Genomic DNA, 23,102 nt, shown 5'->3' on the forward strand with positions numbered 1-23,102 from the left:
GTGAGTATTATGCAAACAAAAAAGACTCCAATCGGCGAGATTCCTGAGGATTGGGAAATTACAAAGCTTGGAGAGGTCGTAGAGATTTACGATAATCTAAGGGTTCCACTTAGTGAAATTGAAAGAGCAAATAGAAAAGGGCCTTACCCGTATTGTGGAGCAAATGGAGTCATCGATTACATCGATGAGTACATCTTTGATGGGGAATACATCCTCTTGGCTGAAGATGGTGGATATTATGGTTCCTTCGAATCCTCCGCATATATCATGACTGGAAAATTCTGGGTTAATAATCACGCCCACGTATTGAAAGCAAAAGAAGGAGTTGCTGATAACTGGTTTATCCTTTATGTTCTAAATTTTCTAGATTTAACCCCCTATGTAGTTGGTTCAACAAGAAAGAAACTTAATCAAAAGCACATGAAACAAATTTTAATCCCCCTCCCACCCCTCTCCGAGCAGAGGAAAATCGCCGAGATACTGAGGACGATTGACGAGGCGATTGAAAAGACCGACTTAGCTATCGAGCGGACGGAGCGGCTCAAAAAGGGCCTTATGCAGAGGCTTTTGACCAGAGGGATCAGGCACGAGCGGTTCAAGAAGACCGAGCTGGGCGAGATCCCGGAGGAGTGGCGGGTTGTTAGGTTGGGAGAAGTAGCTGAGATAAGGAGGGGTGCTTCACCTCGTCCAAAGGGAGACCCAAGATACTTTGGTGGAGAAATACCTTGGATAAAAATATCAGACATTTCTAAGTATAAAAAAGGATTGTACTTGATAAAAACAGAGGATACTGTTACAGAGGAAGGCAAAAGCAAAAGTGTGTACTGCACAGATGGAACTTTGATAGTCTCAAACAGTGGTACCATCGGAGAGCCAGCGATAATAAAAACTGGAAAAGGTGGCTGCATACATGACGGCTTTATAATGATAAACCCTCGTGATGGAGTAGATAAGATTTTCCTGTACTATTTCTTTGAAGCAAAAAAGGAAGAATTCCATGCAAAAGCCCAAAAAGGAACTCAGGGGAATATGAATACAAAATTATGGAAAACAACAAAACTCCCCCTCCCACCCCTCTCCGAACAAAAGCAAATCGCCGAAATCCTCTCGACCGTTGACAGGAAGCTCGAACTCCTGAGGCAGAGAAGGGAGAAGCTTGAGGGGATAAAGAGGGGCCTGATGAAGGACTTGCTGACCGGAAGGAGGAGGGTAAGAGTTGAGTAGCGCGCTTCAAAAATTACGGGAATTCGTCGAATACGTTGAAAAGAAGGCCAAAGAAGCCCCTTATGGCCTTGACCCTCAGGAGGTTACTTTGATTTGGCTAAACTTTGAGCAGTTAAAGGCGCTTGCCGAGAATGATATGAATGACATAAACATTTCTGATTTAATTTCCCTCGAAGCTAAATTTAACACAATCCTAGCTGAGGCCCAGAGTAGGTTTAAAATTCATAAAAAGCAAGTTGAATGCAGGTGGTTAAAATACCTATGTGCCCTCCTCATCGGTGGGGGCCTGCTGGGGCTGGTGATAAAACTGCTGGGTTAACGCCTGTTAACAGATTAACAACCAAGGAGTTAAAGGTCTTCTCCGTTAATCCATTAACCACAACCCTTTTATAGGGCTTTGATGTTAATCCGTTAACGTGATAGCATGGGCAGGCTCGAAGACCTGAAGGCCAATGTGGAGGAATACTTCCAGAGCGCCGAGCTTTTATTCAAGCAAGGACTGAACAACGCGGCGTTTATGATGTACTTCAAGGCCCTCGTGGCGATAACCGATTACATACTCTGGCGCGACCTCAGGGTGTTGCCCGAGAACCACAGAGAGAGGTTTAGAATCGTAAAACCCCGTTATCCGGAGCTTTACAACGTCTTGAGTTATTACTTCCCCTATTACCGCGACACCTACACGAAGAGGGTTGACGACAGAGTTCTGGTGGCGATAAGGAATGACGTCATCAGGCTTAAGGAGAAAATTGAGTGAACTGGCAAGGGACTTTAAGGAGAAAAACCCGGACGTCTGGGATATCCTGCTCTACGGCTCCTCGGTTAAGGGTAAGGAGAGGCCAAACGACGTTGACATTGCGGTGATTCTAGAGGAGGGCGATCCCTTTAAGATGGCCTTCCACTTCAAAACTGCCCTTGAAGAGGCCGGCTTTTCTCCCGAGGAGCTTGACGTTAAGGGTTTCCTCCTCAAAGAGCTGTTCGACGAGAACAACCTCGTTAGCTTAGCCCTTCTCGTCGAGGGTTACTCCCTCCTTAAAGGCAGGTTCCTCTACGAAAGTCTAAACGCAAGGGGCTACACCCTCTTCAGGTTCTCGTACTCATCCCTCCCCCAGAACGAGAAGGTTCGCTTTATCTACAGCCTCCGCGGAAGGAGGAAGGAGGGAGGAATACTCAAGAGGCTCAACGCCCTTGAGCTCGCTCCCGGGATTGTCCTCGTCCCGATCAGCGCCACCTTCGAGTTCGCGGAGTTCCTCAGGCGCTGGGGACTGGATTACGAACGTGCTCCCGTGCTGATGGGCGAGCTTACCGGGGTGGTGGTAGGGAATGAATGAGACGCCCGAATACCTCCAGTGTGAGGGGCCGATCATCGAGCGGCTCAAAAACCTCGGCTGGGAATACAGGAAAGGAGCCGAGGTTCTCAAAGACGAAAAAGAGCCCCTTCTCGTCACCCGCCTAAAGAGGGCCATCGCGAGGATAAACGGGGTTTCGGAGAGCGAGGCTGAGAGGGTTATTAACCTCCTCAAAACGACCCCCTTCGGCGTCGAAGGTCACAGGAGGGTTTTGGAGTACCTAAAGGAAGGCGTCCCCCTGAGGGACGAGGAGACTGGCGAGCCGAAGCGCGTTCTTCTTATTGACTACGAAAACATCGAGAACAACGAGTTTTTAGTTGCCAACCAGGTGGGCTACCCCTTCAGAACAAAGATCCCTGACCTCGTTCTCTACGTTAATGGGATCCCCCTCGTGGTAATTGAGTGCAAGCGCCTCAAGAGGGACTGGAAAAGGGCCTACAGGCAGGTCAAGGGCTACGAAAAGGAGATGCCCGAACTCTTCAAGTACGTCCAGTTCAGCGTGGCCGTTGGGGATAGGGTCGTTTACTTCCCCAACGTCCCGTGGCTCGATGACGTTCCAGTATACGAGTGGAGGGGAGAGAGCTTCGACGAGCTGGACAACATAATGGAGCCCCTCACACCGAGCAACCTCCTCGACATCCTGAGGTACTTCATATTCTACCGAGAGGACAAGGGGACGATTACGAAAGTCCTTCCGAGGTACATGCAGTTCAGAGCGACGAACAAAATAGTTGAGCGGGCCGTTGGCTACGCGAGGGGAGAGAACGAGAGAAACAGGGGACTAATATGGCACTGGCAGGGGAGCGGAAAGACGCTCACGATGATATTCTCGGCCTACAAGATAAAGCGCCTCCTCGGCAATCCAACGATCTTCTTCATCGTGGACAGGCAGGAGCTTGAGGAACAGCTGGCCGGGGAGCTTAAGTCCATAGGCCTTAGCTTTGAGGTTGTGGAATCTATAAACCACCTCAAAGAGGTCCTGACCCACTCAGACGGCAAGAGGGGTATATTCGTCACGCTGATTCACAAGTTCAGGGAGGAAGAGCTCAATAGCCTTCGGGAGGAGCTTAAGAGGGAGAGCAGAAGAAGAAAGACGATAATGAACAGGCGGGACGTTATAGCGTTCATAGACGAGGGTCACAGAACCCAGTACGGCGAGCTTGCCGCAACAATGCGCTCCATCCTGAAGAATGCCTCCTTCTTTGCCTTCACGGGGACGCCGATAGCCAAAAAGCACAGGGACACCTACGCGACCTTCGGCTACCGCGACGAGCCCTACCTCGACAGGTACTTCATACTCGACTCCATAAGGGACGGCTTCACGGTAAAAATCGCCTACCAAGCGAGGCTCGAAGAGGACGTCCACCTGAGGAAGGAAGACCTTGAGGCTTTCCTCACCTCAAGGCTTGAGGAGATACCGGAGGAGTACCGCGGAAAGGTCAAGGAGAGGCTGAAGAAGAGGCTCAACGCCATCAAGGTCTTTCTGAAGAACCCGAAGAGAATAGAGACCATAGCCGAAGACATCGCGAGGCACTACAGGGAGAACGTTGAACCCTTCAAGGCCATGGTTGTTGCCGTTGACAGGGAGGCCTGTGTCCTCTACAAGAGGGCGCTGGACAAGTTCTTGCCCCCGGAATACAGCGAGGTCGTGATGACATTCAACCGAGATGATCCAGAGATAATCGGGGAATACTTCAACGAGCTGGTAGAGAGATACAAAACGAAGGACCAGGGCGAGATAAGGGAGGAGATCGTGAAGAGGTTCAAGACAGGGGAGACCCCCAAGATACTCATCGTCACGGACATGCTGCTCACGGGCTTTGACGCGCCGATACTCCAGACAATGTACCTTGATAAACCACTCAAGGAACATCGCCTCCTCCAAGCGATAGCAAGGACTAACAGGCCCTTCATCAAGAACGGTGAAAACGTCAAGGCCTTCGGTCTCATCGTTGACTACGTTGGAATCTTCAAGGAGCTCAAAAAGGCGCTCGCGATATACGACGAGGTGGACATCAAAGGCGTCGCCTACGACGTGGAGAAGATTAAGAGGGAACTCAGGGAGAAGATAAGCCAGGCTCTAAGCTTCTTCGACGGCCTTGAACTCGGAAAGGACAGGGAAACGATCATGAAGGCCGTCCTCATCCTCTTCCAGAAAGAGAAGGGTGAGGAGTTTCAGAAACTTTACAGGGAGATAAGGTCGTACTACAAGCTCCTGAGGGAGGACAAAACCGAGTTCAAGGAGGCCTTCTCGTGGCTCACGGAGGTTTACTACGCCTATAACGCGAAGGTCAACGGCCTCGACCCAGAGATCGAGCAAAAGATGGACAGGTTCTTCGAAGAGGCCCTGAGGTTCATCCACGAGACCGTGGACATTGGAAAGCTGAAGAGAGACTTCCCAATAGTTGAGCTTGACGAGGAGTTCCTCAGGAAGATTATGAAAGCCAGAAACAGAGAAAGGGCTTTCTACGACCTCCTCTTTGCCGTCAGGCACTACGTGAACACCCACAGGGGGCCGTTAACGGACGACTTGGTTGAGAGGGTTGAGAGCATAGTGGAGCGGTGGAAGAGCAGAAAAGAAGAGATTGAGAAGCTTTATCAGGAACTCTTTGAGATAGCCGAGAAAATACAGAGGAGAAACAGGGAGCGGAGAGAACTAGGCCTGAGTGAGCTGGAGTACGCCCTCGTCATGGTGTTCAAGAGGCACGTCAAGGGAAACACTCACGAGCTGATAAGAGATGTAAAGGAACTCCTGCGTGAAACTGAGCCCCTCAGGTTCCCGCGCTGGCAGGAAAAGGCAGAGGTCGTCAGCGAGCTTTCGAGGACGGTTATGAAGTTCATCGTCCGCAAGTACAGGGGAAGATACGACGACCTAATGAAGACGAGGGAAGACATCCTCGAGGTGCTCAAGCGGTGGGGCTGAAATACACGACTATAATCCGGAACGTTAAGTACCCGAGGATCGAGATAAAGCCCAGCGGAGAGGTAAAGGTGATTGTGCCCCCGAACCAAGATCCCGCTGAGCTGGTTCGACTAAAGAGTGAGTGGATAAACAAAAAGCTCAGAGAAATTGATGAAATCAGAAACCAGTTCAAGGGTCTTTCGGACAAGCTGTTGCTGAACGGGGAATTTTATGAGGTTATACGGGGCGAAGAGTTCTCAGTGAACCCAAAGTTCAAATTTATACTCCTCCCTGAAAACGACCTTAAAGTCCTGAAGGGGTGGCTCAGGAATCAGCTCAGGAAAGAACTTGACTTCAAAGTCAGGCTCTTCGCATCAATACTCGACGTCAAATACAGGAAGATATACATCAGATTCCAGAAGACTAAATGGGCGAGTTGTTCAAAAAAGGGAAACCTGAGCTTCAATCTGATGCTAATGGCTCTCCCCGAGAGCCTCAGGGACTACGTTATAATCCACGAGCTCGCCCACCTCAGGGAGTCCCGGCACACTGGGAGGTTTTGGGAGATTGTAGGGACTTATTATCCCGATTACAAAAAGGCTGAAATAGAACTTAGGAAATACTGGCTTCTCCTTGAGTGGAACGAAGTGTGGAAAAATTTAAGGAAAGTTTGAATTTTCTAGGCTTGGTGATACCTATGAAGCTCACAATCCTTTTCGAGAACCATGCTGGCTACAGAAAAGGCCTCCTCGGCTACCACGGCTTTTCTGCTCTGGTGGAGCACAACGGGAGGAAGGTTCTGGTCGATACCGGAACGGACGGAGAAGTTCTCCTCAGGAACATGGAGGCCCTTGAGGTTTCTCCTGGGGAGATAGACGCGCTCTTCATAACCCACGGTCACTACGACCATACGGGTGGCTCGAAGGCCTTTCTTGAGGCAAGGGGCGGGAAGATTGATGTCTACGCCCATCCGGGCATCTTCCAGCGCAGAGTTGCGCTTAAGCCGAAGCTCAGGGAGATAGGGATTCCCTTCACGAGGGAGGAGCTTGAGGGCCTTGGTGCCAGATTTCACCTGAGCCCGAAACCTTTGGAGTTTTTACCGGGCTTTCTGAGCTCGGGTGAGATAGAGAGAAGGCACTGGGACAGAGCTGTGGGCTACCTTGTGGAGAACGGTGAATACATCAAAGACCCGGTTAAAGACGACATGGCCCTCCTCGTGGATCTGGGGGAAGAGATTGCAGTAATAACAGGCTGCGGCCACAGCGGGATCATCAACATAGCGGAGCACGCTGTAAGACTCACGGGAAAACCGATTAAGGCCCTCATTGGAGGTTTCCACCTGAGGGGGGCCAAACCGGAGATGCTCAAAGAGGCAGTAGTCAAGCTGAAGACCCTCGGAGTGAAGAAACTCTACGCTGGCCACTGCACGGGGATTGAGGAGTACGCGTATTTGAAGACGGGCTTCGGAGAAGTCGAGCCGCTGTACGTGGGGAAAGTGGTGGAGATATGAGCTAAACCACCCCTTTCTCCTCAAGCTCCTTCACGAGGAGCGCTATGTTGCAGATGCCCTCCAAAACGCTTCCAAAGTTCGGGGTCTCGCCGAACTGGGCGAATAATGACCCGAAGGAGGGGTGCCATGCATCGACCTGCTCACGTCCCTTGGCGGTGATAATGTAAACCACCCAGCCCTTCTCCTTGAGGGCCTCAACCAGCTTCCAGGCGTTAGTCATATCGTTCTCATCGTGTATCTCAACGCCGTACTCTTCCTTCACCCTTTCGAACAGCTCGTTCATCCTCTCACCGGTTGAACTTGGGTGTCGCCTTTTAAACTCCTTCGCTCAGAGGAGCATCTTAAGAGCTATTATCACGAGCAGAACCGCAAACAGGCGCCTTATTAGAGACGGTTCAACCCTGTGGACGGTTAGGGCACCATAGTGCGCCCCCACGATGAGGCCAGGGGCCAGGAGGAGGGCCATGTGGATGTCAACCTGTCCGAGGCGGTAGTGGGCGATAGTGCCAGCTAAGGCCGTGAAGAAGAGCGAAAGGCTCGAGGTTCCGACGGCGTAGCGCATCGGAATGCCCACAAAGGTATGAAAGAGCGGAACGTTCAGAACGCCACCACTTATCCCAAGCAAGCCACTGGTTAAACCAGCGAGAATTCCGACGATTGGAACGCGGAGGTAGTTTACATCTCCAGCGGTTTCTCCGTGGCACTTCCCCCTGCTCCGTATGAGGGTGTATGCTAAGTAGAGGAGAAGAACCGCGAAAATAAGTCGAAGCGCCCGCTCGGGCGTTACCGCGGAAAGGTAGGCCCCAATTATGGCAAAGGGTACCGAAAAGGCCTCCTTTATGAGGACGACCTTGAAGAGAACCGCCCCCCTTCGGAGGTGAGTGTAAGCTGATGCAAGGGCGCTGATCGTGATGCAGGCTAAGCTCGTGCCTATCGCCAGGTGTATCGGCTCCCCAAGGAGGACTAATGTCGGAACTATGAGGAAGCCACCGCCGACACCTAGCAGGCCAGCGATGAAGCCAATGCCAAGGCCGATAAAGAAGTCCAGCAGGTAATTCAACATGAAGGGAAATCAAAAAAGGTAACTTAAAAAGCTCACGGAACCGCAAAGCCAAGCCCCTTGAGCACCATCCTGATGGCCAGAAAGGCCAGAACAACGGCGAAGGCCTTGCCGAGTGAAGATGCTTTAGTTCTCTTCGCTATCCTCGCCCCGAGCTGGGCGCCGATTATGAGACCCGGCACGAGGAGGAGAAGCCACTCCACCTCAACGTTGCCCATCATGTAGTGCTTCAAAGCCCCGCTCGTTGCCGTGAAGACGATGGCAAAGCTTGAGGTCGCCACCGCGTAGTGGATTGGCAGTCCCATCGCCGTCAGAAACGGCACGTTTATCGCTCCTCCCCCGATGCCTAAAAGCCCGCTGGCTATTCCCGCTATGAAGCCGCCAAGGGGGATGAGCCTGTAGTCGAGATTCACATCTTCAAGCCTGACCTCGTGCGGCTCGGCGCTCTTCTTCCTGTAAATCCTTATCGCGACGAGGAAGAGGACTATACCGAAGATAACCTTTAGCTGGGAGGCGCTTATGTAGCTCGTCGCCCATGCGCCTATATATGCTCCGGGTACGGCGGTTGAAGCGAGCAAAAGACCAGCTTTGTAGTGGATTCTGCGCTGCCTGTGGTAGGCTATGGCCGAGCTGAGCGACGTGAAGACCACAGCTGCACTCGAAGTTCCAACGGCGTGGTGTATCTCGACGCCGAGGAAGTTGAGGGTAGGCACTACCAAGAATCCCCCGCCGAGGCCAAACATCGCCGCAAGGATTCCGATGAAGACTCCAACGCTGAAGTAACCCAGGTATTTGAGTATGAGCTTGAGCAAACGACCACCTCCACTGTTCTCGTTGTTTCATCTCCATCTAAGCATGAAATTGAAGGGGGTTAAAAGACTAAAGCTCAAACGCTATCGCCTCGATGAGCTTTATCAGCGCCTCAAGGTCAGCTAAGTGGAGCGTCTCGACCTCGCTGTGGAGGTACTTGATGGGCACGCTCAAAGCCAGGACCTCGCTCTTGTGCTGGAAGACCGAAGCATCGGTTCCACCCCCGGTAACGCCGACCTGGAGAGGAATCTCGTTCCTGCGGGCGATTTCGGCGACCTTTCTTGCGAGAGCTCTGGTGTAGATGGCCGAGTTGTCAACGGCCCTTATCACCGCACCCCCGCCGAGCCTGACGTCGCCAGTTAAGTCCCCGCAGCAGGCGAAAGAATCCACGGCAAAGGCGTACTTGGGCGAGTACTTCTCCGCCAGAAAGCGCGCGCCCTTGAGGCCTATCTCCTCCTGGACGGTGAAGGCAAAGATGTATCTGCCATCGAGGTCGTGGTCAACGAGGTCTTTGATGGCCTCAACGAGGGCAACCACTCCAAAGCGGTCATCCAGCGAGCGGGTCGAGACGTAGCGGTTGTTCAAAACCGCGAAGTGCTTCTTGAAGACGGCATAGTCAAGAACCTTAACGCCGAGCTTCTCCGCTTCCTCCCTGCTCTTCGCACCTATGTCTATGACGAGCTTGGTCCACGGAACCGTGTCGAACTTCCGCTCAAGGTTGAGGTGCACCGGAAGTGCCCCGATAACGCCGTCGAGCTTCCCGTTCTCGGTGATGACATCCAAATGCCTCCCGTACAGAAGGCGGTCGTCTATCCCCCCGATTTTTCTGAAGGTCAGCTTTCCGTCGGGCCTTATTCCCGTAATGAGCAGACCTATCTCGTCCATGTGGGCCATGAAGATGGCCTTAAGATCGCCCTCACCGAGCTCGACGACGAGGTTTCCGATGGAGTCAACGGTGTAGTCCGCGTAGGGCTCTATCCACTCGATAAGCTTTTCCCTGACCTTCTCCTCATAGCCGGAGATGCCCGGTATGGAAGTTATCTCCCTGAGTTCCTCAACTAGCATCTCAACCACCTCAGAGCATCTTAACTTTTTCAGGCGGGCGGATTTTGAGGACTTCCCGGTTCACGAGGTCCTTTGGAACCTCACCACGCAGAACCGCGAGGAGGTTCTTCACTGCTTGGAAGCCCATGTCCTCCATCGCCTCCCTTGAGAGACCAGCGTGGTGGGGCGTTAAGACGGTTTCCCACTCGTACTTGAAGAGCTCGTGCTCCTGAACTGGCTCTTTCTCGAAGACATCGGTGGCGTAACCCTTGAGTTTGCCCTCCTCGATGGCCTTAACGACCGCTTTCTCGTCCACGAGGGTTCCCCTCCCAATGTTCACCAGATACTTGCCCTCAAGGAGCTTTATCCGCTCCTCGTTGATGATGTGGTAGGTCTCGGGAGTTGCGGGAAGCGCTAAGATCACTATGTCGCTTTCCCTCAGGACGTTCTCCAGCGGTTTGTAAACTGCACCAACCTCCTTCTCGATGTCCTCCTTCCTTGAGCGCGACCAGTAGAGGATTTCCGTTCCCATAGCTTTCATTCTCCTCGCTATCGCCTTCCCTATTGCTCCCATGCCGAGGATTCCCACCTTCTTGCCGTAGACCGTCTCTATGTCCTTGAAAGAGCTCCATATCATGGCGTGGCTCTCCCACTTGCCGGAACGGATGAGCCTGTCGGTGTATGCTATCTTCCTGAGAAGAGCGATGGTCAGGCCAACGGCAAACTCAGCGACTGCCTCACTCAGAACGCCGGAGACTTTGGTAACGTAGATTCCGCGCTCTGTTGCCGCTTTCACGTCAACGTGGTCGTAGCCAGCTGAATGACAGCTTATCACCTTCAGCCTCTCGGCTTTCTCGATGACTTCCTTTGGGAAGGGGTTCAAAGGTGATATTATCACGCCGTCAAATTCACCAATCCTCTTCTTGAGCTCTTCAACAGTCGGATAAAGGATGAACTCGACGTCAGCGTACTTTTTGAGCTCTTCCACGGGTTTGCTCTTCATCTTAAAAAGAACCGCCACCTTCGGCCTCATGGTACCACCGTTAAGATATCCGTCGAAATGGTTAATAAACCTGTCGGGAGAATTAGACGGCAGTAAAAACATTCACACAAAGTGGAAAGGCTTATATCCTCTTTTTCAAATCCACATCTGAAAGAGAAGAGGTGATGGATATGGGAAAGCTCGATATTATCCAGGCTAAGGGAACGGAGAGGCTGAAGAGAGGCTTCGCCAAGATGGTGAAGGGCGGAGTCATAATGGACGTTACCAACGCCGAGCAGGCGAGAATTGCTGAAGAAGCGGGTGCAGTGGCCGTTATGGCCCTCCACCGCGTTCCGGCCGACATTAGAAAGGCCGGCGGAGTAGCCAGAATGGCACCGATAGAGAAGATCCAGGAGATAATGGACGCGGTAACTATTCCCGTGATGGCCAAGGTCAGGATTGGCCACGTCGCCGAGGCGAGGATCCTTGAGGCCCTAGGCGTTGACATGATAGACGAGAGCGAGGTTCTCACTCCGTCAGACCCGTACTTCCACATTGACAAGCGCGAGTTCAAGGTCCCGTTCGTCTGCGGCAACAGGAACCTCGGCGAGGCCGTCAGGAGGATATGGGAAGGCGCGGCCATGATGAGGACGAAGGGTGAAGCTGGAACCGGAAACATCATCGAAGCGGTCAGGCACGTCCGCCTTCTCAAGGACAACATCGCCCTAATCCAGCGCATGACGGACGAGCAGATCTACGGTGTTGCCGAGAAGTTCGCCGAACCCTACCTCAGGCTCGCCTTTGAGGTTAGAGAGATAAGCGGCCTCCCGAAGCAGGTTCTTGAGAACGAGCCGGTCTACGGCCACTACACCTACCGCGAGATCGTGGAGGGACTCTATAAGATCCTTCTGGAGATCAAAAAGCTCGGAAGACTACCGGTCGTCAACTTCGCGGCTGGTGGCGTTGCCACACCGGCGGATGCCGCCCTGATGATGCAGATGGGCATGGACGGTGTCTTCGTCGGTTCCGGAATCTTCAAGAGCTCCAACCCGCCGAAGATGGCAAGAGCTATAGTCGAGGCCGTAAACCACTGGGACGAGCCCGACGTTCTTGTGGAGATAAGCAAGGAGATCGGCGAGCCCATGCGCGGCCAGGACATTGAGGAGCTTGAAGTCCGCCTAGAGGAGAGGGGCGTCTGACCTCTCTTTTCTGTTTAATTTGGGGTGGTCGGAATGGTCAAGGTAGGAGTTATTGGCCTCCAGGGCGACGTGAGCGAGCACATTGATGCGACCAAAAAAGCCCTCGAAAACCTCGGCGTTTCCGGCGAGGTCATCTGGCTCAAAAAGCCGGAGCAGCTTGAGGGAGTCTCCGCGATAATAATCCCCGGCGGCGAGAGCACCACAATATCGAGGCTCATGGTGAAGAACGGCCTCTTTGAGCCGGTCAAAAAGCTCGGCGAGGAAGGCCTGCCAATAATGGGCACCTGTGCTGGCTTGATAATGCTCTCAAAGGAAGTTATAGGGGCAACGCCAGAGCAGAAGTTCCTTGGGTTACTCGACGTTAAGGTGAACAGGAACGCATACGGCAGACAGGTGGACAGCTTTGAGGCTCCAGTTAGGCTTGCCTTCAGCGACGAGCCCTTCACTGGAGTCTTCATCCGCGCCCCGAGGATAGTGGAGCTCCTTAGCGACAGGGTAAAGCCAATAGCCTGGCTTGGGGACAGGGTTGTGGGAGTTGAACAGGACAACATAATCGGCCTGGAGTTCCACCCCGAGCTGACAGACGACACGAGAGTTCACGAATACTTTTTGAGGAAGGCCCTTTGATTTTATCATTTCTTCTATGAAAGTTCAAAGGCAAAGAAGCCGGATTCACCCAAGCAGACGCGTTAGATATGTGAGCTCTCTCGTCCCAGGTGTTTCTATCCAGTACAACGACAGGAGAAAAATAAGGGGCTGAAAAGCAGGGAATAAACTGGGATGGGTCTCTTCACTATCTTCTCGCTTCAGTCGAGCATGGCCAGGACTTTGTCCACCTCGTTTGAGACCTCGACGTCGAAGAGGTGTATCGTAGGCAGGAGCCACCAGAGGCGGTACTGGTGGGCCTTGTCCTCCTCGCCGAAGTACTGGAAGACGAACCTTCCAAAGCCCGTCATGTCGCGGTGTATGTCCCTGACCTCCCTTAGAACCCTTCTGACCTTCGGCGGATACTCCTCGTAAGGCAGGGGCAGGCTCTTCACGAAAACCCTGTCCTTGAAGAAGTCAGTAGTCAAGCCCACGCTTCCGACGTGCTTCTCCAGCTGGTTGAACTTCTTCTCGGTCCAGAAGCGGTGGAGGATTAGTCTTGGATCCTCCTTCGCCAGCGGGAAGTTGCCCTCCTCTGTGTCGAGCCAGAACTCGAGGTAGGGCTGACCCCTCTCTATGACTATCCTCGCCAGAAGCCTGGCGTCCTTTGGTATCTCCCTCTGGGTTTCGCTAATGTGATATTCCTTGCCGTCCTGCGTGTAGGTTTCGCCTTCCTCCCTGGTTCCGGCCTTTGAGACAAAGTAGGCCTCCTTGCCGTCAATAGTTCCGAGGTGAAGGTCGTAGCCCCAGGCCTTCAGGTCTTTAAACTTGAACCTCCTCTCGGCGGGGACAACTCCTGTGTTCTCGACTATGTAGTAGCCTTCGAGCATTTTTTCTCACCACATGTAAATAAAATTGCGGCCTTATAAAGTTTTTCGGGAACAGTGTTGGTCAATCAGGTTTTTAAAGCACCCGACGAAAACACAACAAAGATTGGAGTTAGGTGAGACTAATGGCGATAGTTGTGAGATCAAACCCAAACATGCCTGAGGAAATCGCTCTCCTCTTCAGGAAACAGCACTACGAACTCGTTGGGAGGCACAGCGGGGTAAAGCTCTGCCACTGGCTCAAGGAGAGCCTTACCAGGGGTAGGTTCTGCTACAAGCAGAAGTTCTACGGCATAGCGAGCCACCGCTGCCTCCAGATGACACCGGTTTTGGCCTGGTGCACCCACAACTGCATATTCTGCTGGCGCCCTATGGAGGGCTTCCTTGGGACTGAACTACCGGAACCGTGGGACGACCCGGCTTTCATCGTAGAGGAGAGCATAAAGGCCCAGAGAAAGCTCTTGGTTGGCTACAAGGGCAACCCGAAGGTTCCGAAGGAGAAGTTTGAAGAGGCCTGGAATCCGAAGCACGCTGCCATAAGCCTCTCCGGCGAGCCGATGCTGTATCCTTACATGGGGGACCTTGTTGAGGAGTTCCACAAGAGGGGCTTTACCACTTTCATAGTCACGAACGGAACCGTTCCCGAGAGGCTTGAGGAGATGATAAGGGAGGACAAGCTCCCAACCCAGTTCTACGTCTCGCTCACCGCTCCCGACCTGGAGACGTACAACAGGGTTAACGTTCCCATGATCCCCGACGGCTGGGACAGGATAAAGGAAACTCTTAAGCTGATGAAAGACGCTCAGACGAGGACGGTAATAAGGCTGACCCTTGTTAAAGGCGAGAACATGCACAACCCGGAAGGCTATGCCAAACTGATAAAGCTCGCGAACCCAATGTTCGTCGAGGCAAAGGCCTACATGTTTGTGGGCTTCTCAAGGAACAGGCTTACCATCAACAACATGCCCAAGCACGAGGAGATCAAGGCCTTCGCGGAGGAGCTGGTTAAGCACCTCCCCGGCTATCACATCGAGGACGAATACGAACCCAGCAGGGTCGTTCTCATAATGCGCGACGACGTTGATTCCAATGGAAGGGGCCTGAACGGAAGGTTCATAAAGGACTGATTCGGCTTAGACAATCTAGCTCTCTTCTTTTTCCAAAAACTCACTTAAAATGGTGAAGCAACATCCAGAAAACTTTATGTATTCCTGGAGGGAGTTATTACGGTTAAGGTCACGGGATCTTTCAACCGTTGAGATTGGGTGATGTGGCGTGAGAGCTTTGATAATAGGGATTGGACAGTGCGGGACTAAAATAGCAGACATCTTTTCCCTCGTGGATTTTGAGAGCCTGGCCATAAACACTTCAAGGGGCGACCTAGACTATCTAAAGCACATTCCGCCGGAGAGAAGAATACTGATAGGCGAGAGCCTAACCGGGGGGAAGGGAGTAAACGCCAACCCCGTTCTGGGGAGAGAGGCCATGAAGCGCGATCTCCCCATGGTCATGAAAAAGATCTCCTCGATCGTGGGTTATGAAGACGTTGATATATTCTTTCTCACATTCGGATTTGGCGGTGGAACCGGAGCCGGTGGAACGCCCGTTCTTGCCGAGGCCCTGAAAGAAGAATATCCGGATTCGCTGGTAGTTGCGATAGGGGCACTACCCCTAAAGGAAGAAGGGATAAGACCAACGATAAACGCGGCGATAACCATAGATAAGCTTTCAAAAGTTGCCGATTCAATAATCGCCATAGACAACAACAAGCTCAAGGAAGGAGATCTGGATATAAGTCAAGCGTACGAGAGGATAAACTACACAATAGTCGAGAGAATAGCATCACTTCTGGCGCTTATAGACGTCCCGGGAGAACAAACCCTTGACGCAAGCGATCTTAAGTTCGTTCTCAAGGCCTTCGGAAGCTTTGCCACGGTTGGCTATGCCAAGGCCCGGGCCGATCAGGTGAAAAGCCTCTCAAGGCTTATAACAAGGTCTTTCGAAAGCGAGGGACTCTACCTGGAAGCTAACGTTGAATCCGCCCTCTACGGTCTTGTGGCAATTCACGGCCCGCCGGAAGTGCTGAAGGCTAGGGACATATTCGAGGCCCTGGACGAGCTGACCGGGAGGATAAAAGGCAAGCAGATCTTCAGGGGTTTCTACCCGGATCCTCGGGAGAGGGATGTTGAGGTTGTGACCCTCTTGAGCGGGATTTACGAGAGCAAAAGCATAGAGGACATAATAATCACGGCAAAGAGGTACGCCAAGTCCTTCATGAAAGCAAAAGCTGAAGCAGAAGAAAAGAAAAAGACCCTCCTGAATGGACTCCCGGACTTCGATGACATTTACCCGACGGAGGAGGGGATCGATGGGTGAAATAAGGGACTCCGTGGAAGTTGCCCTAGAGCTGGACGAGAAGGGAGTTTATTCCCACATAGCCGAGGAGAGCGCCGAGGACATCAGGAGAATAATATCTTCCATAGACGCCGAGAGGGCCATGAAAAAAGGCTTTAAGGTCTACTACAAAGACGACTGGGACGAACTCATAAGAGAGAGGATAAGGAAAGGAAAAAGGCACACCGCATTCGACTTCTACAACCCAGCACTCCTGGACATATGGGAAGCAAAGGTCAAGGAGCTCAAGAATGTAAAAAAGGCCGAATATTTCCTTTACGCATTAATAGGAGCCACGTCCTTATCGTTAATCCTCGCCGGCCTGTACCTCTGGCGGCCCCTGGTGTTAGTGAGCTTAATCCCGCTGCCCCTGGTGGTGTGGGTCTACGACAGGACGAGGGAAAAAAGGGATCTTATATACCACCAGCTCGCACAGTTCTTCATAGACGAGATGAAAGCCCTCCTAACAAGACATTCCCTCGCCCCGGAGAAGTTCAGCTTTAAAGTCTTCAACGACGACTACTTTGAAGTTAAGACGGTGAAGAAGGGCCTAGAGACAGTTGCGGTTGTCGATACATCCAAGTAATGAATTTTCATCATGGACAAGTGTTAAATACACCTAACCTCAAAAACAATGTGAGGGGGAGAGATGAGCAGGAAGGGACAGGTCTCACTGGAATTCCTCTTTGTGTTCACGATAATGATTGTTCTTCTAGCTTATTCAATCAACAACGTAACGTTTAGAGAGGGTTCAGCATCTGTTGAAAACCTGAAGATACAAGTGGCACTTGAGGAGAAGAACCTGGCCAATGCAATCTCAAACACGATAAGCCAGGTCTACGCCCAGGGGCCGGGTTCAAAGGCCACCAGTTACATCCACGTAAATTATCTCAAAGATCCGCAGATGCTGGAAAAGGCGACAGGAGTAAAAAGCCCCAGAGTATTTATAACCTACAGAAACGGCACGTTCATAACGATTACCGGAACGGGATCTGCCGTGGTCCTCGCAGGGCCGAATAAGAACACCTTCTGGAGTGAATCCATGTATAGGAAGATACTGTCATCCAATAGCTCAATCTGGTCCCCAAGTGGAAGCGTTAACATGGATTCCACAACGGCATACGGCCTGGAGATAAACCCGAACGACCTGCCCCCAACCCTCAGGATAGTGGTAGAGTGGAATCCCGATGTACCCGACAGCTGGGAATTCAACTCAACAGCTGGAGAGATCAGGATAAATATAAATCCCGGTGGGTGAAATGAAGAGGGCGCAGATTACATTCGATTTCCTCATAGCCGTAATGCTCATAACCGTCACAGTTGCGGGGATTGTCTCAATAGCATCCGGTGAGATAGGGAGCGCAAGAATACTCGACACCACGGCAAAGTTGAAGGCCTTTGCCGTTGATCTGAGGGACACGGCGGTTAAATCGTATTCGGTGGGGACAAACTTCACGATAATCAAGAGCTCCCCAATCAGACTTTCAAACGGCGACAAAATAACCGTAAAACTCTATTCCAGGAATTCCACAATACTCATCACGGCCGAACTCGGCGGAAAAACTTTCGTTGTCGGACAGAACGTGCCGGTTCCACTATGTGACTCAAATGTTGAGCTAACGCCCGGGGACGAAAGCTTTAACGTGACTGCAGTCAGCGTTGGGGGGCGGAGCTGTGTCACAGTTAAGAAATAAAGCCAGGGCTCAGACCGCCCTTGAGGTGCTGTTCCTGACGGGGATAATCCTCCTGGGGGCGGCGTTAGTGGTGAGGCCGTACCTTAAGAACAACAGCAGCTCAGAGCTCATACTTCACGTTAGAGGGGCCGCCGAGAGCGCCTGCGCTTATTTAAACACCGGAGTGGTCTTAAAAGACGAGAAATACACGTCGTTAAACGATGTGATAGTCTCGGCCAACTACTCCTCAATCGGATGCATCGTGAGAGGCGTTGGAATAACACAGGAAGATGAGGGCTCAGTGTCCATTAAAGTGTCCGTGGAATATCACAAAAACCTTGATCGAGACCAACTCAAAGACGCGATATCTGACTTCATAAAAAGGGAGCTGAAGTCGAGGAGCGGGTTCACGGAGAAGGATGGGGAACTGTATCACTGGAAGAGGAGAGTTAAGATAGACCTTGAGGTGAGAAAAGAATGAGCGCGAGACGTGCCCAGCTTCTCTCCCTTGACGCTATGGTTTCCCTCGTGATCGTCATATTTGTGTTCACCACAGTAATAAACACTTCATCCGCCCTAAAGGGAGAGATAACCTCAATGCTCGGCTGGTACGAGAGGGCCAACATAGCGGACAACATGCTCGACGTTATGGTAAAGACCCCAGGCGAGCCCACCAACTGGTATCAGAACCCTGATTCCGTTAAAATCGTTGGAATCGGGAGTAACTACTCTCCAACCGGTGCCGACTACAGGCGGGTTAAGGCTTTGGCCCTGAATTTTGATAAACCAGCCGTTTTGAGCGCTTTAAATAACATGAGCATGGGCAAAGACTTCCTCCTCGAGTTCTACCTCTCGTCCTTCAATGTGAGCATCGATGGTAGATTTCCGATAGTTTACATACCAAACATCACGTTCGCAGATAGAAGAGGTACTGGGCTTAGGTTTGACCTTCAGGGGAGCCCCGATGGCAACGACTACTTCTCCGTGAGTTACATTAAGATCACTAAAGCAAACGGCAGCGTCTACATAAATGAGAACATAACAGCGCTCAGCAACAATGGACAAAACATCGAAGTAAACCATGGAGACATAATTGAAATCGTCACTGCTTCAACCACGTACCTAACGACCACGAGTGCAGATATTCCTCAGGAGCTTTGCAACGAGAAGTATTCCAATAATTCCAATAATAACTGTGTAATCGGACCTCTCCCTGAAAACACAAGGATTATAATTTATCTCACGAACCCAGAAAGTAACTTACAGATACAGCTGGAGACAAAGTGGGATTGGAAGCGCATCCGCCTGGCTCCCGGACAAGGAAACGTCATCGTCACAGCTTCCGCCTATGACAATGTCACTCCCGAGATCCCCTCCAGCTACACCTTCTACACGAACCTCATGGAAAAGAAGACGCCCACCTACTGGTTCGCTGTCATCAACGGAACTCCCACCCAGAATAGAAACCTCATCCTCGCCTCCATGGACAGATCACCTTGGGTAGAGCCCGTTGAGAGAAGGATAACGATAGCTCGCCTCGAGTACAACCTATCCGCAGGGCCGTCAGCAACGGACCCAATGGTTTACGGCCTGCTCACCAGTCCACTACCTCAGGGTGCTTACCTCTCGGTCAGCACTACCTCCAATACCACTGGAAACGTCACGTTCGTTGCGGTATCAGGTTCACGTTTCCTTGGGCTGATGGTCTACAGAGACGAGCAGGGGGGCTATCTTAAAGGAGTTCTGATAGGGAACACGACCCCAGGTGTTGTTCGTAGGTTCTACTCTGGAACAAATTCCTCTATTTTAATACCACTCAAGGACATCTTTGGTGAGGAGAGCAACGTAGTAATAGGTCTGTGGCTCTATTCCCTCGATGGATGGGATAGAAGTGAGGTTTCCATCGACATCATGCCAAGCATAGAGTGGAGCCTTGAGCCGAAGGCCGAGCAGGCCTTTGTAAAACTAACGGTGTGGGATGACTCATGAGAAGGGGGTTTGTTTTCACGCTCGATGCAATGCTCTCGCTCGTCCTGGTAACCCTGTTCATAACCAGTATAGTCGCAATAACCAGCAGTACCTCTCAGGTTTACTCCACTTACATGAGGTCGCAATCCGAGTACATAGCCACAGACACCCTTGAGACCCTCAGAACGGTCTCACTGAACCAGCTGGTTCCCCCGGAAAAGGTAGATGAGTGGTTGAATGATGGAACCCTCGATGAAGAACTCGTGAGCCCGGAAATGACCCCCCTTGATATAGTCGCAACCTACTGGGCCACCGAACCCCTGTATCCCTCCAAAAACCTCAGCCACAAGGCGGAAGTAATCCTCGGCTACATCCTTAATCAGAGGTTGAAAGGATACAACTACGAGCTCCTCATAAACAACTACACGAGCCCCTACCTGAGGAAAGTTGGTTCTAACTATTCAGAGGCCCCCGACGTCTCCCCGGCCACACTGGTTATGAGCGGCTACGCCTACAACCAGACGCCGAGGGGATACATGGCGAGGGCTTATTTGACGAAGGCCACAACGACCCAGGAGAAGCTCTATGGCTGGATGTGGGTTTTAGCTTCTGGAGCCTTATCAAATACCCTAACAATCACGAGGATTATAAACTTCCCCTGGGATGCTCAGATACTCGAAGCCGATGGAAAGTTCGTTGCTCGACAGGGAGAAATGGTAACCTTGTATATAAATGGTGCGAACGTCAGTAGTTGGCCCGGGCAGATAAACCTGAACAACCTCGCAAACTACCTTGGGCCCGGTCCAAACAACATAACCCTCGTCTATTCAAATGCCCAAGGGGATGAAATAGGTTCCGGCAGCGGCACTACCATGTACGTTAAATATAAAACTGACAGCCCTCTGGTTGAGGATCCGGGTTTGTTTGAGGTTTATGACGTTACATCAGAGAGAACAGGCTTTATGTACCTCTTTGAGCTCTTTGTCCCGGGAAACATAAGTAGCATCAATATGAAGTTTAAGATCCGTAACGTTAGTACCGTTAGGCTTTACTATGGTCTGGGAGGCAATTTGACCCTTCTGCTGACCAAATCCGCCAACTCCAGCGGGGATGCAGTTGTCAGTTTTACCGACCAGGAGATAAAAGGTGCCCTCAGCAACCTCGGCGTTTCGTACTCAAATTTAAGTAAGATGGTCTTTGATTTCGTGGTTGGCTTCGATGCATATTACGAGAATGAAAAGTGGTATTACGAAGGTGGTGACTACTACAACGACGGTGCTGATCGTGAGAGAAGATTGTACGGGTATCCGGACTCGTACGTCCGCATAACCTATACAACCCCCGTTTCCGTTACTCTCTATTCGATTCCTCTCTCGGTGTATTTCCCCTACGGCGACAACAGAGTGACATATGATGGCAATGGACTGCAGGTCAGGTATAGCCTTCCTCCCCGCGTTCAGCCGTGGTACGCCGACTGGTGGGTTGGATACATCTTTGAGGGTTCCACTACTCAGGTTTTATCTGAGAACGGAAGGGAATTCTACAGGGGGCCCCTCGGTAGGTACGCTATCCGCGTTGCCTACACCAGACTCTACGACTGGATGATGGTTCCGGGGCAGGAGAACTCCTTTGAGATAAGCATGGAGAACGGAAATTCCTACATCAGAGATTATGAAACCCGCGGGATTATCTACTACTTCCTCAAGGCCTATGCAGGTTACGGAGATGTCTTCAAAAAGTTCATGCGTCCCGGGTGCAAGGGATACAACATAACTTACTACTGGCAGGACAGTTCAGTGGCCACGCCACAGCAGGCTTACATCCTTGCTGGAGACGCACCCTACTGTGATGTTACCACTGAACAACTCTTGGCCAACAGGAGTACTTACGCCGTTGATGACGCAATAATAAGGCTTTTCAACAACCTCGGCGGCGATGGCACCCGGAGCAGTCCCATACTCGTAAAGCTCCCAAATGAGGGGAATATAGACTTCGCCTCGATGGGCAACATACCAGGCCTCTTCCAGCCCATCCAGATAACGTTAAGGGTGTGGAGGGAAGGATAATGAAAAGGAGGGGCTTTTTACTGAATTCGGCCACTCTTATTCTTATTATTCCGCTCCTTCTCCTTCTGGCGACGTACGAGGACATTTCATCCCAGATCATGACTGCCCAGAGCGAGAGGAGCCAGCTGGAGAGAACATACGATGTGGTATCGTTTCTCAATCTTGAGTTCCAGAAAGCCCTCGAGATTTCAGGAAAGAGGGCCGTAGTTGCGGCCGTTGATTACGTTGCAACGACGAGGAACTTCATAACAGACGACATGGCAAACAACACGATAGCCGATTTAATACTCAACGGTAATTCTCCTTCAATAAGAAACTACGACCTGGATAGAATTATGAAAGGCCAAACCCTCAGAACATGGTTCTCCAACCTTAGCCCCCTCCTGCTGGAGCAGGGCTACATTCTGTCCGGGGATATCTCAAAAGCGGACATCACAGTTGCACTGCTTGACGCGTTTACAATTGTCATTAAGGCGAAGATCCCCCAGGTGACAGTTAAGGACTTATCGGGTAAAGTCGTTTACAACGGCCAGATTCCTTCAAACGGCGGCTACATTTACTCAACCGTTGACCTCCGCGGCCTTGAGGACCCGATGTTTTCGGCAGTTACCGGAGGGGAATATCAGAGATCACTCCAGGCATGCCAGTATCCCTATCCCGAATTCGGTATGAGGCCCGTCATATGGGCCAACGGCTCGGGGTCTTCAAACGTTAACTATTTAGTGGGAAGATTTGGCACGGACTTCTGGTACAGCTCCACACATATCTGGGACAAGAATGATCCAAAAAATTACATAACCAACCTAACAATGGATGGAGTTCCGGTTAAAACAGATTCACTCATCTTCCACAACGGTGATCTCGGAGTGCTCCTGTTCCCGGAGGTTTCACGTGGCTCCAATACAGGTTCAACTGCCCCGAAGGCCAGTGCCTACAACATCGAACCCCTTATGCTCTGCATCAACGAGATGGAGCGCGTTGGGGACATTGCCGGGGACATACGGTACATAGCAGTTCCATGGGGAATGTCTTTCTTTGAGAGACTTGAGGGCAGTGATCGGAACCATGACACCTACGTACAGCTTGCCGAGAAGATGCAGGACGAGATGGGTATCAGCTACGGCGATAAGCACTATCCCATCGGACTTGTCAGTTTTATGGTGCCAACACATAGTGGACAGGCCTTCGATGAAAAGCTCAACAAGCTGTTCTCAGTGGTTCTCCAAAGGCGTCCAGATGAAAACGTGAACAGCGTAGACTATTGCTTCCTCGCTCACTATTTCCCAGAAAAACTCACAATTACCCAGAACTTGTGCAACAAGGAAGTTTACAGGGTGTACGGCATTTCCGATTCTCCCGACAGGAAGAACGTGTACTTCTTCTTGGACGAGCAAACCGCCGAATACATAATGGGCACATCAGACCTCCTCCAGATAGGGTGAAGAGGTG

24 protein-coding genes are annotated in these 23,102 nt (G+C 51.5%); 18 read left to right on the forward strand and 6 right to left on the reverse strand.

Going from position 1 to position 23,102, the window contains the following annotated elements; genetic code table 11:
- Positions 1 to 9: 9 nt before the first annotated feature.
- The 7 genes from A3K92_RS06580 (at position 10) to A3K92_RS06610 (ending at position 6,985) form a co-directional block, all read left to right on the forward strand.
- Positions 10 to 1,224, forward strand: coding sequence for a restriction endonuclease subunit S (locus A3K92_RS06580; RefSeq protein ID WP_088885506.1), 1,215 nt, complete (start codon positions 10 to 12; stop codon positions 1,222 to 1,224).
- A complete protein-coding gene (locus A3K92_RS06585; RefSeq protein WP_088885507.1) occupies positions 1,217 to 1,543 on the forward strand; it encodes a hypothetical protein in 327 nt (108 codons plus the stop codon). The genes A3K92_RS06580 and A3K92_RS06585 overlap by 8 nt, the downstream gene beginning before the upstream one ends.
- A 105-nt stretch (positions 1,544 to 1,648) precedes the next feature.
- On the forward strand, positions 1,649 to 1,981 hold the full coding sequence (locus A3K92_RS06590; RefSeq protein ID WP_198361928.1) for a hypothetical protein: 333 nt from the start codon (positions 1,649 to 1,651) through the stop codon (positions 1,979 to 1,981).
- Positions 1,974 to 2,555 (forward strand): nucleotidyltransferase domain-containing protein, encoded by a 582-nt coding sequence (locus tag A3K92_RS06595; protein ID WP_088885508.1) that lies wholly within the window; start codon positions 1,974 to 1,976, stop codon positions 2,553 to 2,555. Before A3K92_RS06590 ends, A3K92_RS06595 begins: the two co-directional genes overlap by 8 nt.
- Positions 2,548 to 5,496, forward strand: coding sequence for a type I restriction endonuclease subunit R (locus A3K92_RS06600; protein WP_088885509.1), 2,949 nt, complete (start codon positions 2,548 to 2,550; stop codon positions 5,494 to 5,496). Before A3K92_RS06595 ends, A3K92_RS06600 begins: the two co-directional genes overlap by 8 nt.
- On the forward strand, positions 5,487 to 6,149 hold the full coding sequence (locus A3K92_RS06605; RefSeq protein WP_088885510.1) for a M48 family metallopeptidase: 663 nt from the start codon (positions 5,487 to 5,489) through the stop codon (positions 6,147 to 6,149). Before A3K92_RS06600 ends, A3K92_RS06605 begins: the two co-directional genes overlap by 10 nt.
- Positions 6,150 to 6,172: 23 nt before the next feature.
- Positions 6,173 to 6,985 (forward strand): MBL fold metallo-hydrolase, encoded by an 813-nt coding sequence (locus A3K92_RS06610; protein WP_088885511.1) that lies wholly within the window; start codon positions 6,173 to 6,175, stop codon positions 6,983 to 6,985.
- A 1-nt stretch (position 6,986) separates the two neighbouring features.
- On the opposite strand, the gene A3K92_RS06615 is transcribed toward A3K92_RS06610, so the two are convergent.
- From A3K92_RS06615 to A3K92_RS06635, 5 genes are all read right to left on the reverse strand, one after another.
- A complete protein-coding gene (locus A3K92_RS06615; RefSeq protein WP_088885512.1) occupies positions 6,987 to 7,268 on the reverse strand; it encodes a hypothetical protein in 282 nt (93 codons plus the stop codon).
- Positions 7,269 to 7,313: 45 nt separating this feature from the next.
- A complete protein-coding gene (locus tag A3K92_RS06620) occupies positions 7,314 to 8,048 on the reverse strand; it encodes a sulfite exporter TauE/SafE family protein (protein ID WP_088885513.1) in 735 nt (244 codons plus the stop codon).
- A gap of 32 nt (positions 8,049 to 8,080) precedes the next feature.
- Entirely contained in the window at positions 8,081 to 8,845 is a 765-nt protein-coding gene (locus tag A3K92_RS06625) for a sulfite exporter TauE/SafE family protein (RefSeq protein ID WP_088886057.1), read from the reverse strand.
- Positions 8,846 to 8,924: 79 nt separating this feature from the next.
- A complete protein-coding gene (locus A3K92_RS06630; protein ID WP_088885514.1) occupies positions 8,925 to 9,920 on the reverse strand; it encodes a M42 family metallopeptidase in 996 nt (331 codons plus the stop codon).
- Between the two features lie 10 nt (positions 9,921 to 9,930).
- Positions 9,931 to 10,932 (reverse strand): 2-hydroxyacid dehydrogenase, encoded by a 1,002-nt coding sequence (locus A3K92_RS06635; RefSeq protein ID WP_088885515.1) that lies wholly within the window; start codon positions 10,930 to 10,932, stop codon positions 9,931 to 9,933.
- Between the two features lie 140 nt (positions 10,933 to 11,072).
- Here A3K92_RS06635 and pdxS point away from each other — a divergent pair, with 140 nt between their 5' ends.
- Together pdxS and pdxT are read left to right on the forward strand one after the other, a co-directional pair.
- Positions 11,073 to 12,080 carry a pyridoxal 5'-phosphate synthase lyase subunit PdxS gene (pdxS, locus tag A3K92_RS06640; RefSeq protein WP_088885516.1) on the forward strand — a complete coding sequence of 336 codons (1,008 nt, stop codon included), beginning with the start codon at positions 11,073 to 11,075 and terminating at the stop codon, positions 12,078 to 12,080.
- A 33-nt stretch (positions 12,081 to 12,113) separates the two neighbouring features.
- Positions 12,114 to 12,707 carry a pyridoxal 5'-phosphate synthase glutaminase subunit PdxT gene (gene pdxT, locus A3K92_RS06645; protein WP_088885517.1) on the forward strand — a complete coding sequence of 198 codons (594 nt, stop codon included), beginning with the start codon at positions 12,114 to 12,116 and terminating at the stop codon, positions 12,705 to 12,707.
- Positions 12,708 to 12,886: 179 nt separating this feature from the next.
- On the opposite strand, the gene A3K92_RS06650 is transcribed toward pdxT, so the two are convergent.
- On the reverse strand, positions 12,887 to 13,555 hold the full coding sequence (locus A3K92_RS06650; RefSeq protein WP_088885518.1) for a TIGR00703 family protein: 669 nt from the start codon (positions 13,553 to 13,555) through the stop codon (positions 12,887 to 12,889).
- A 122-nt stretch (positions 13,556 to 13,677) separates the two neighbouring features.
- On the opposite strand from A3K92_RS06650, the gene twy1 reads away from it, so the two are divergent.
- From twy1 to A3K92_RS06695, 9 genes are all read left to right on the forward strand, one after another.
- Complete coding sequence (gene twy1 / locus A3K92_RS06655; protein WP_088885519.1) at positions 13,678 to 14,679, forward strand: 4-demethylwyosine synthase TYW1; 1,002 nt, start codon at positions 13,678 to 13,680, stop codon at positions 14,677 to 14,679.
- A 148-nt stretch (positions 14,680 to 14,827) separates the two neighbouring features.
- Complete coding sequence (locus A3K92_RS06660) at positions 14,828 to 15,928, forward strand: FtsZ/tubulin family protein (RefSeq protein WP_088885520.1); 1,101 nt, start codon at positions 14,828 to 14,830, stop codon at positions 15,926 to 15,928.
- On the forward strand, positions 15,921 to 16,532 hold the full coding sequence (locus tag A3K92_RS06665) for a hypothetical protein (RefSeq protein ID WP_088885521.1): 612 nt from the start codon (positions 15,921 to 15,923) through the stop codon (positions 16,530 to 16,532). Before A3K92_RS06660 ends, A3K92_RS06665 begins: the two co-directional genes overlap by 8 nt.
- 63 nt (positions 16,533 to 16,595) lie before the next feature.
- Entirely contained in the window at positions 16,596 to 17,204 is a 609-nt protein-coding gene (locus A3K92_RS06670; protein WP_088885522.1) for a class III signal peptide-containing protein, read from the forward strand.
- A gap of 1 nt (position 17,205) precedes the next feature.
- Positions 17,206 to 17,640 carry a hypothetical protein gene (locus A3K92_RS06675; protein ID WP_088885523.1) on the forward strand — a complete coding sequence of 145 codons (435 nt, stop codon included), beginning with the start codon at positions 17,206 to 17,208 and terminating at the stop codon, positions 17,638 to 17,640.
- Positions 17,621 to 18,100 carry a hypothetical protein gene (locus tag A3K92_RS06680; RefSeq protein WP_088885524.1) on the forward strand — a complete coding sequence of 160 codons (480 nt, stop codon included), beginning with the start codon at positions 17,621 to 17,623 and terminating at the stop codon, positions 18,098 to 18,100. Before A3K92_RS06675 ends, A3K92_RS06680 begins: the two co-directional genes overlap by 20 nt.
- Entirely contained in the window at positions 18,097 to 19,608 is a 1,512-nt protein-coding gene (locus A3K92_RS06685) for a hypothetical protein (RefSeq protein WP_088885525.1), read from the forward strand. Before A3K92_RS06680 ends, A3K92_RS06685 begins: the two co-directional genes overlap by 4 nt.
- A complete protein-coding gene (locus A3K92_RS06690; protein WP_088885526.1) occupies positions 19,605 to 21,653 on the forward strand; it encodes a hypothetical protein in 2,049 nt (682 codons plus the stop codon). Before A3K92_RS06685 ends, A3K92_RS06690 begins: the two co-directional genes overlap by 4 nt.
- Entirely contained in the window at positions 21,653 to 23,095 is a 1,443-nt protein-coding gene (locus tag A3K92_RS06695) for a hypothetical protein (protein ID WP_088885527.1), read from the forward strand. Before A3K92_RS06690 ends, A3K92_RS06695 begins: the two co-directional genes overlap by 1 nt.
- Positions 23,096 to 23,102 lie beyond the last annotated feature (7 nt).

The sequence above is a fragment of the Thermococcus gorgonarius genome (assembly GCF_002214385.1).
Lineage (GTDB): Archaea > Methanobacteriota_B > Thermococci > Thermococcales > Thermococcaceae > Thermococcus > Thermococcus gorgonarius.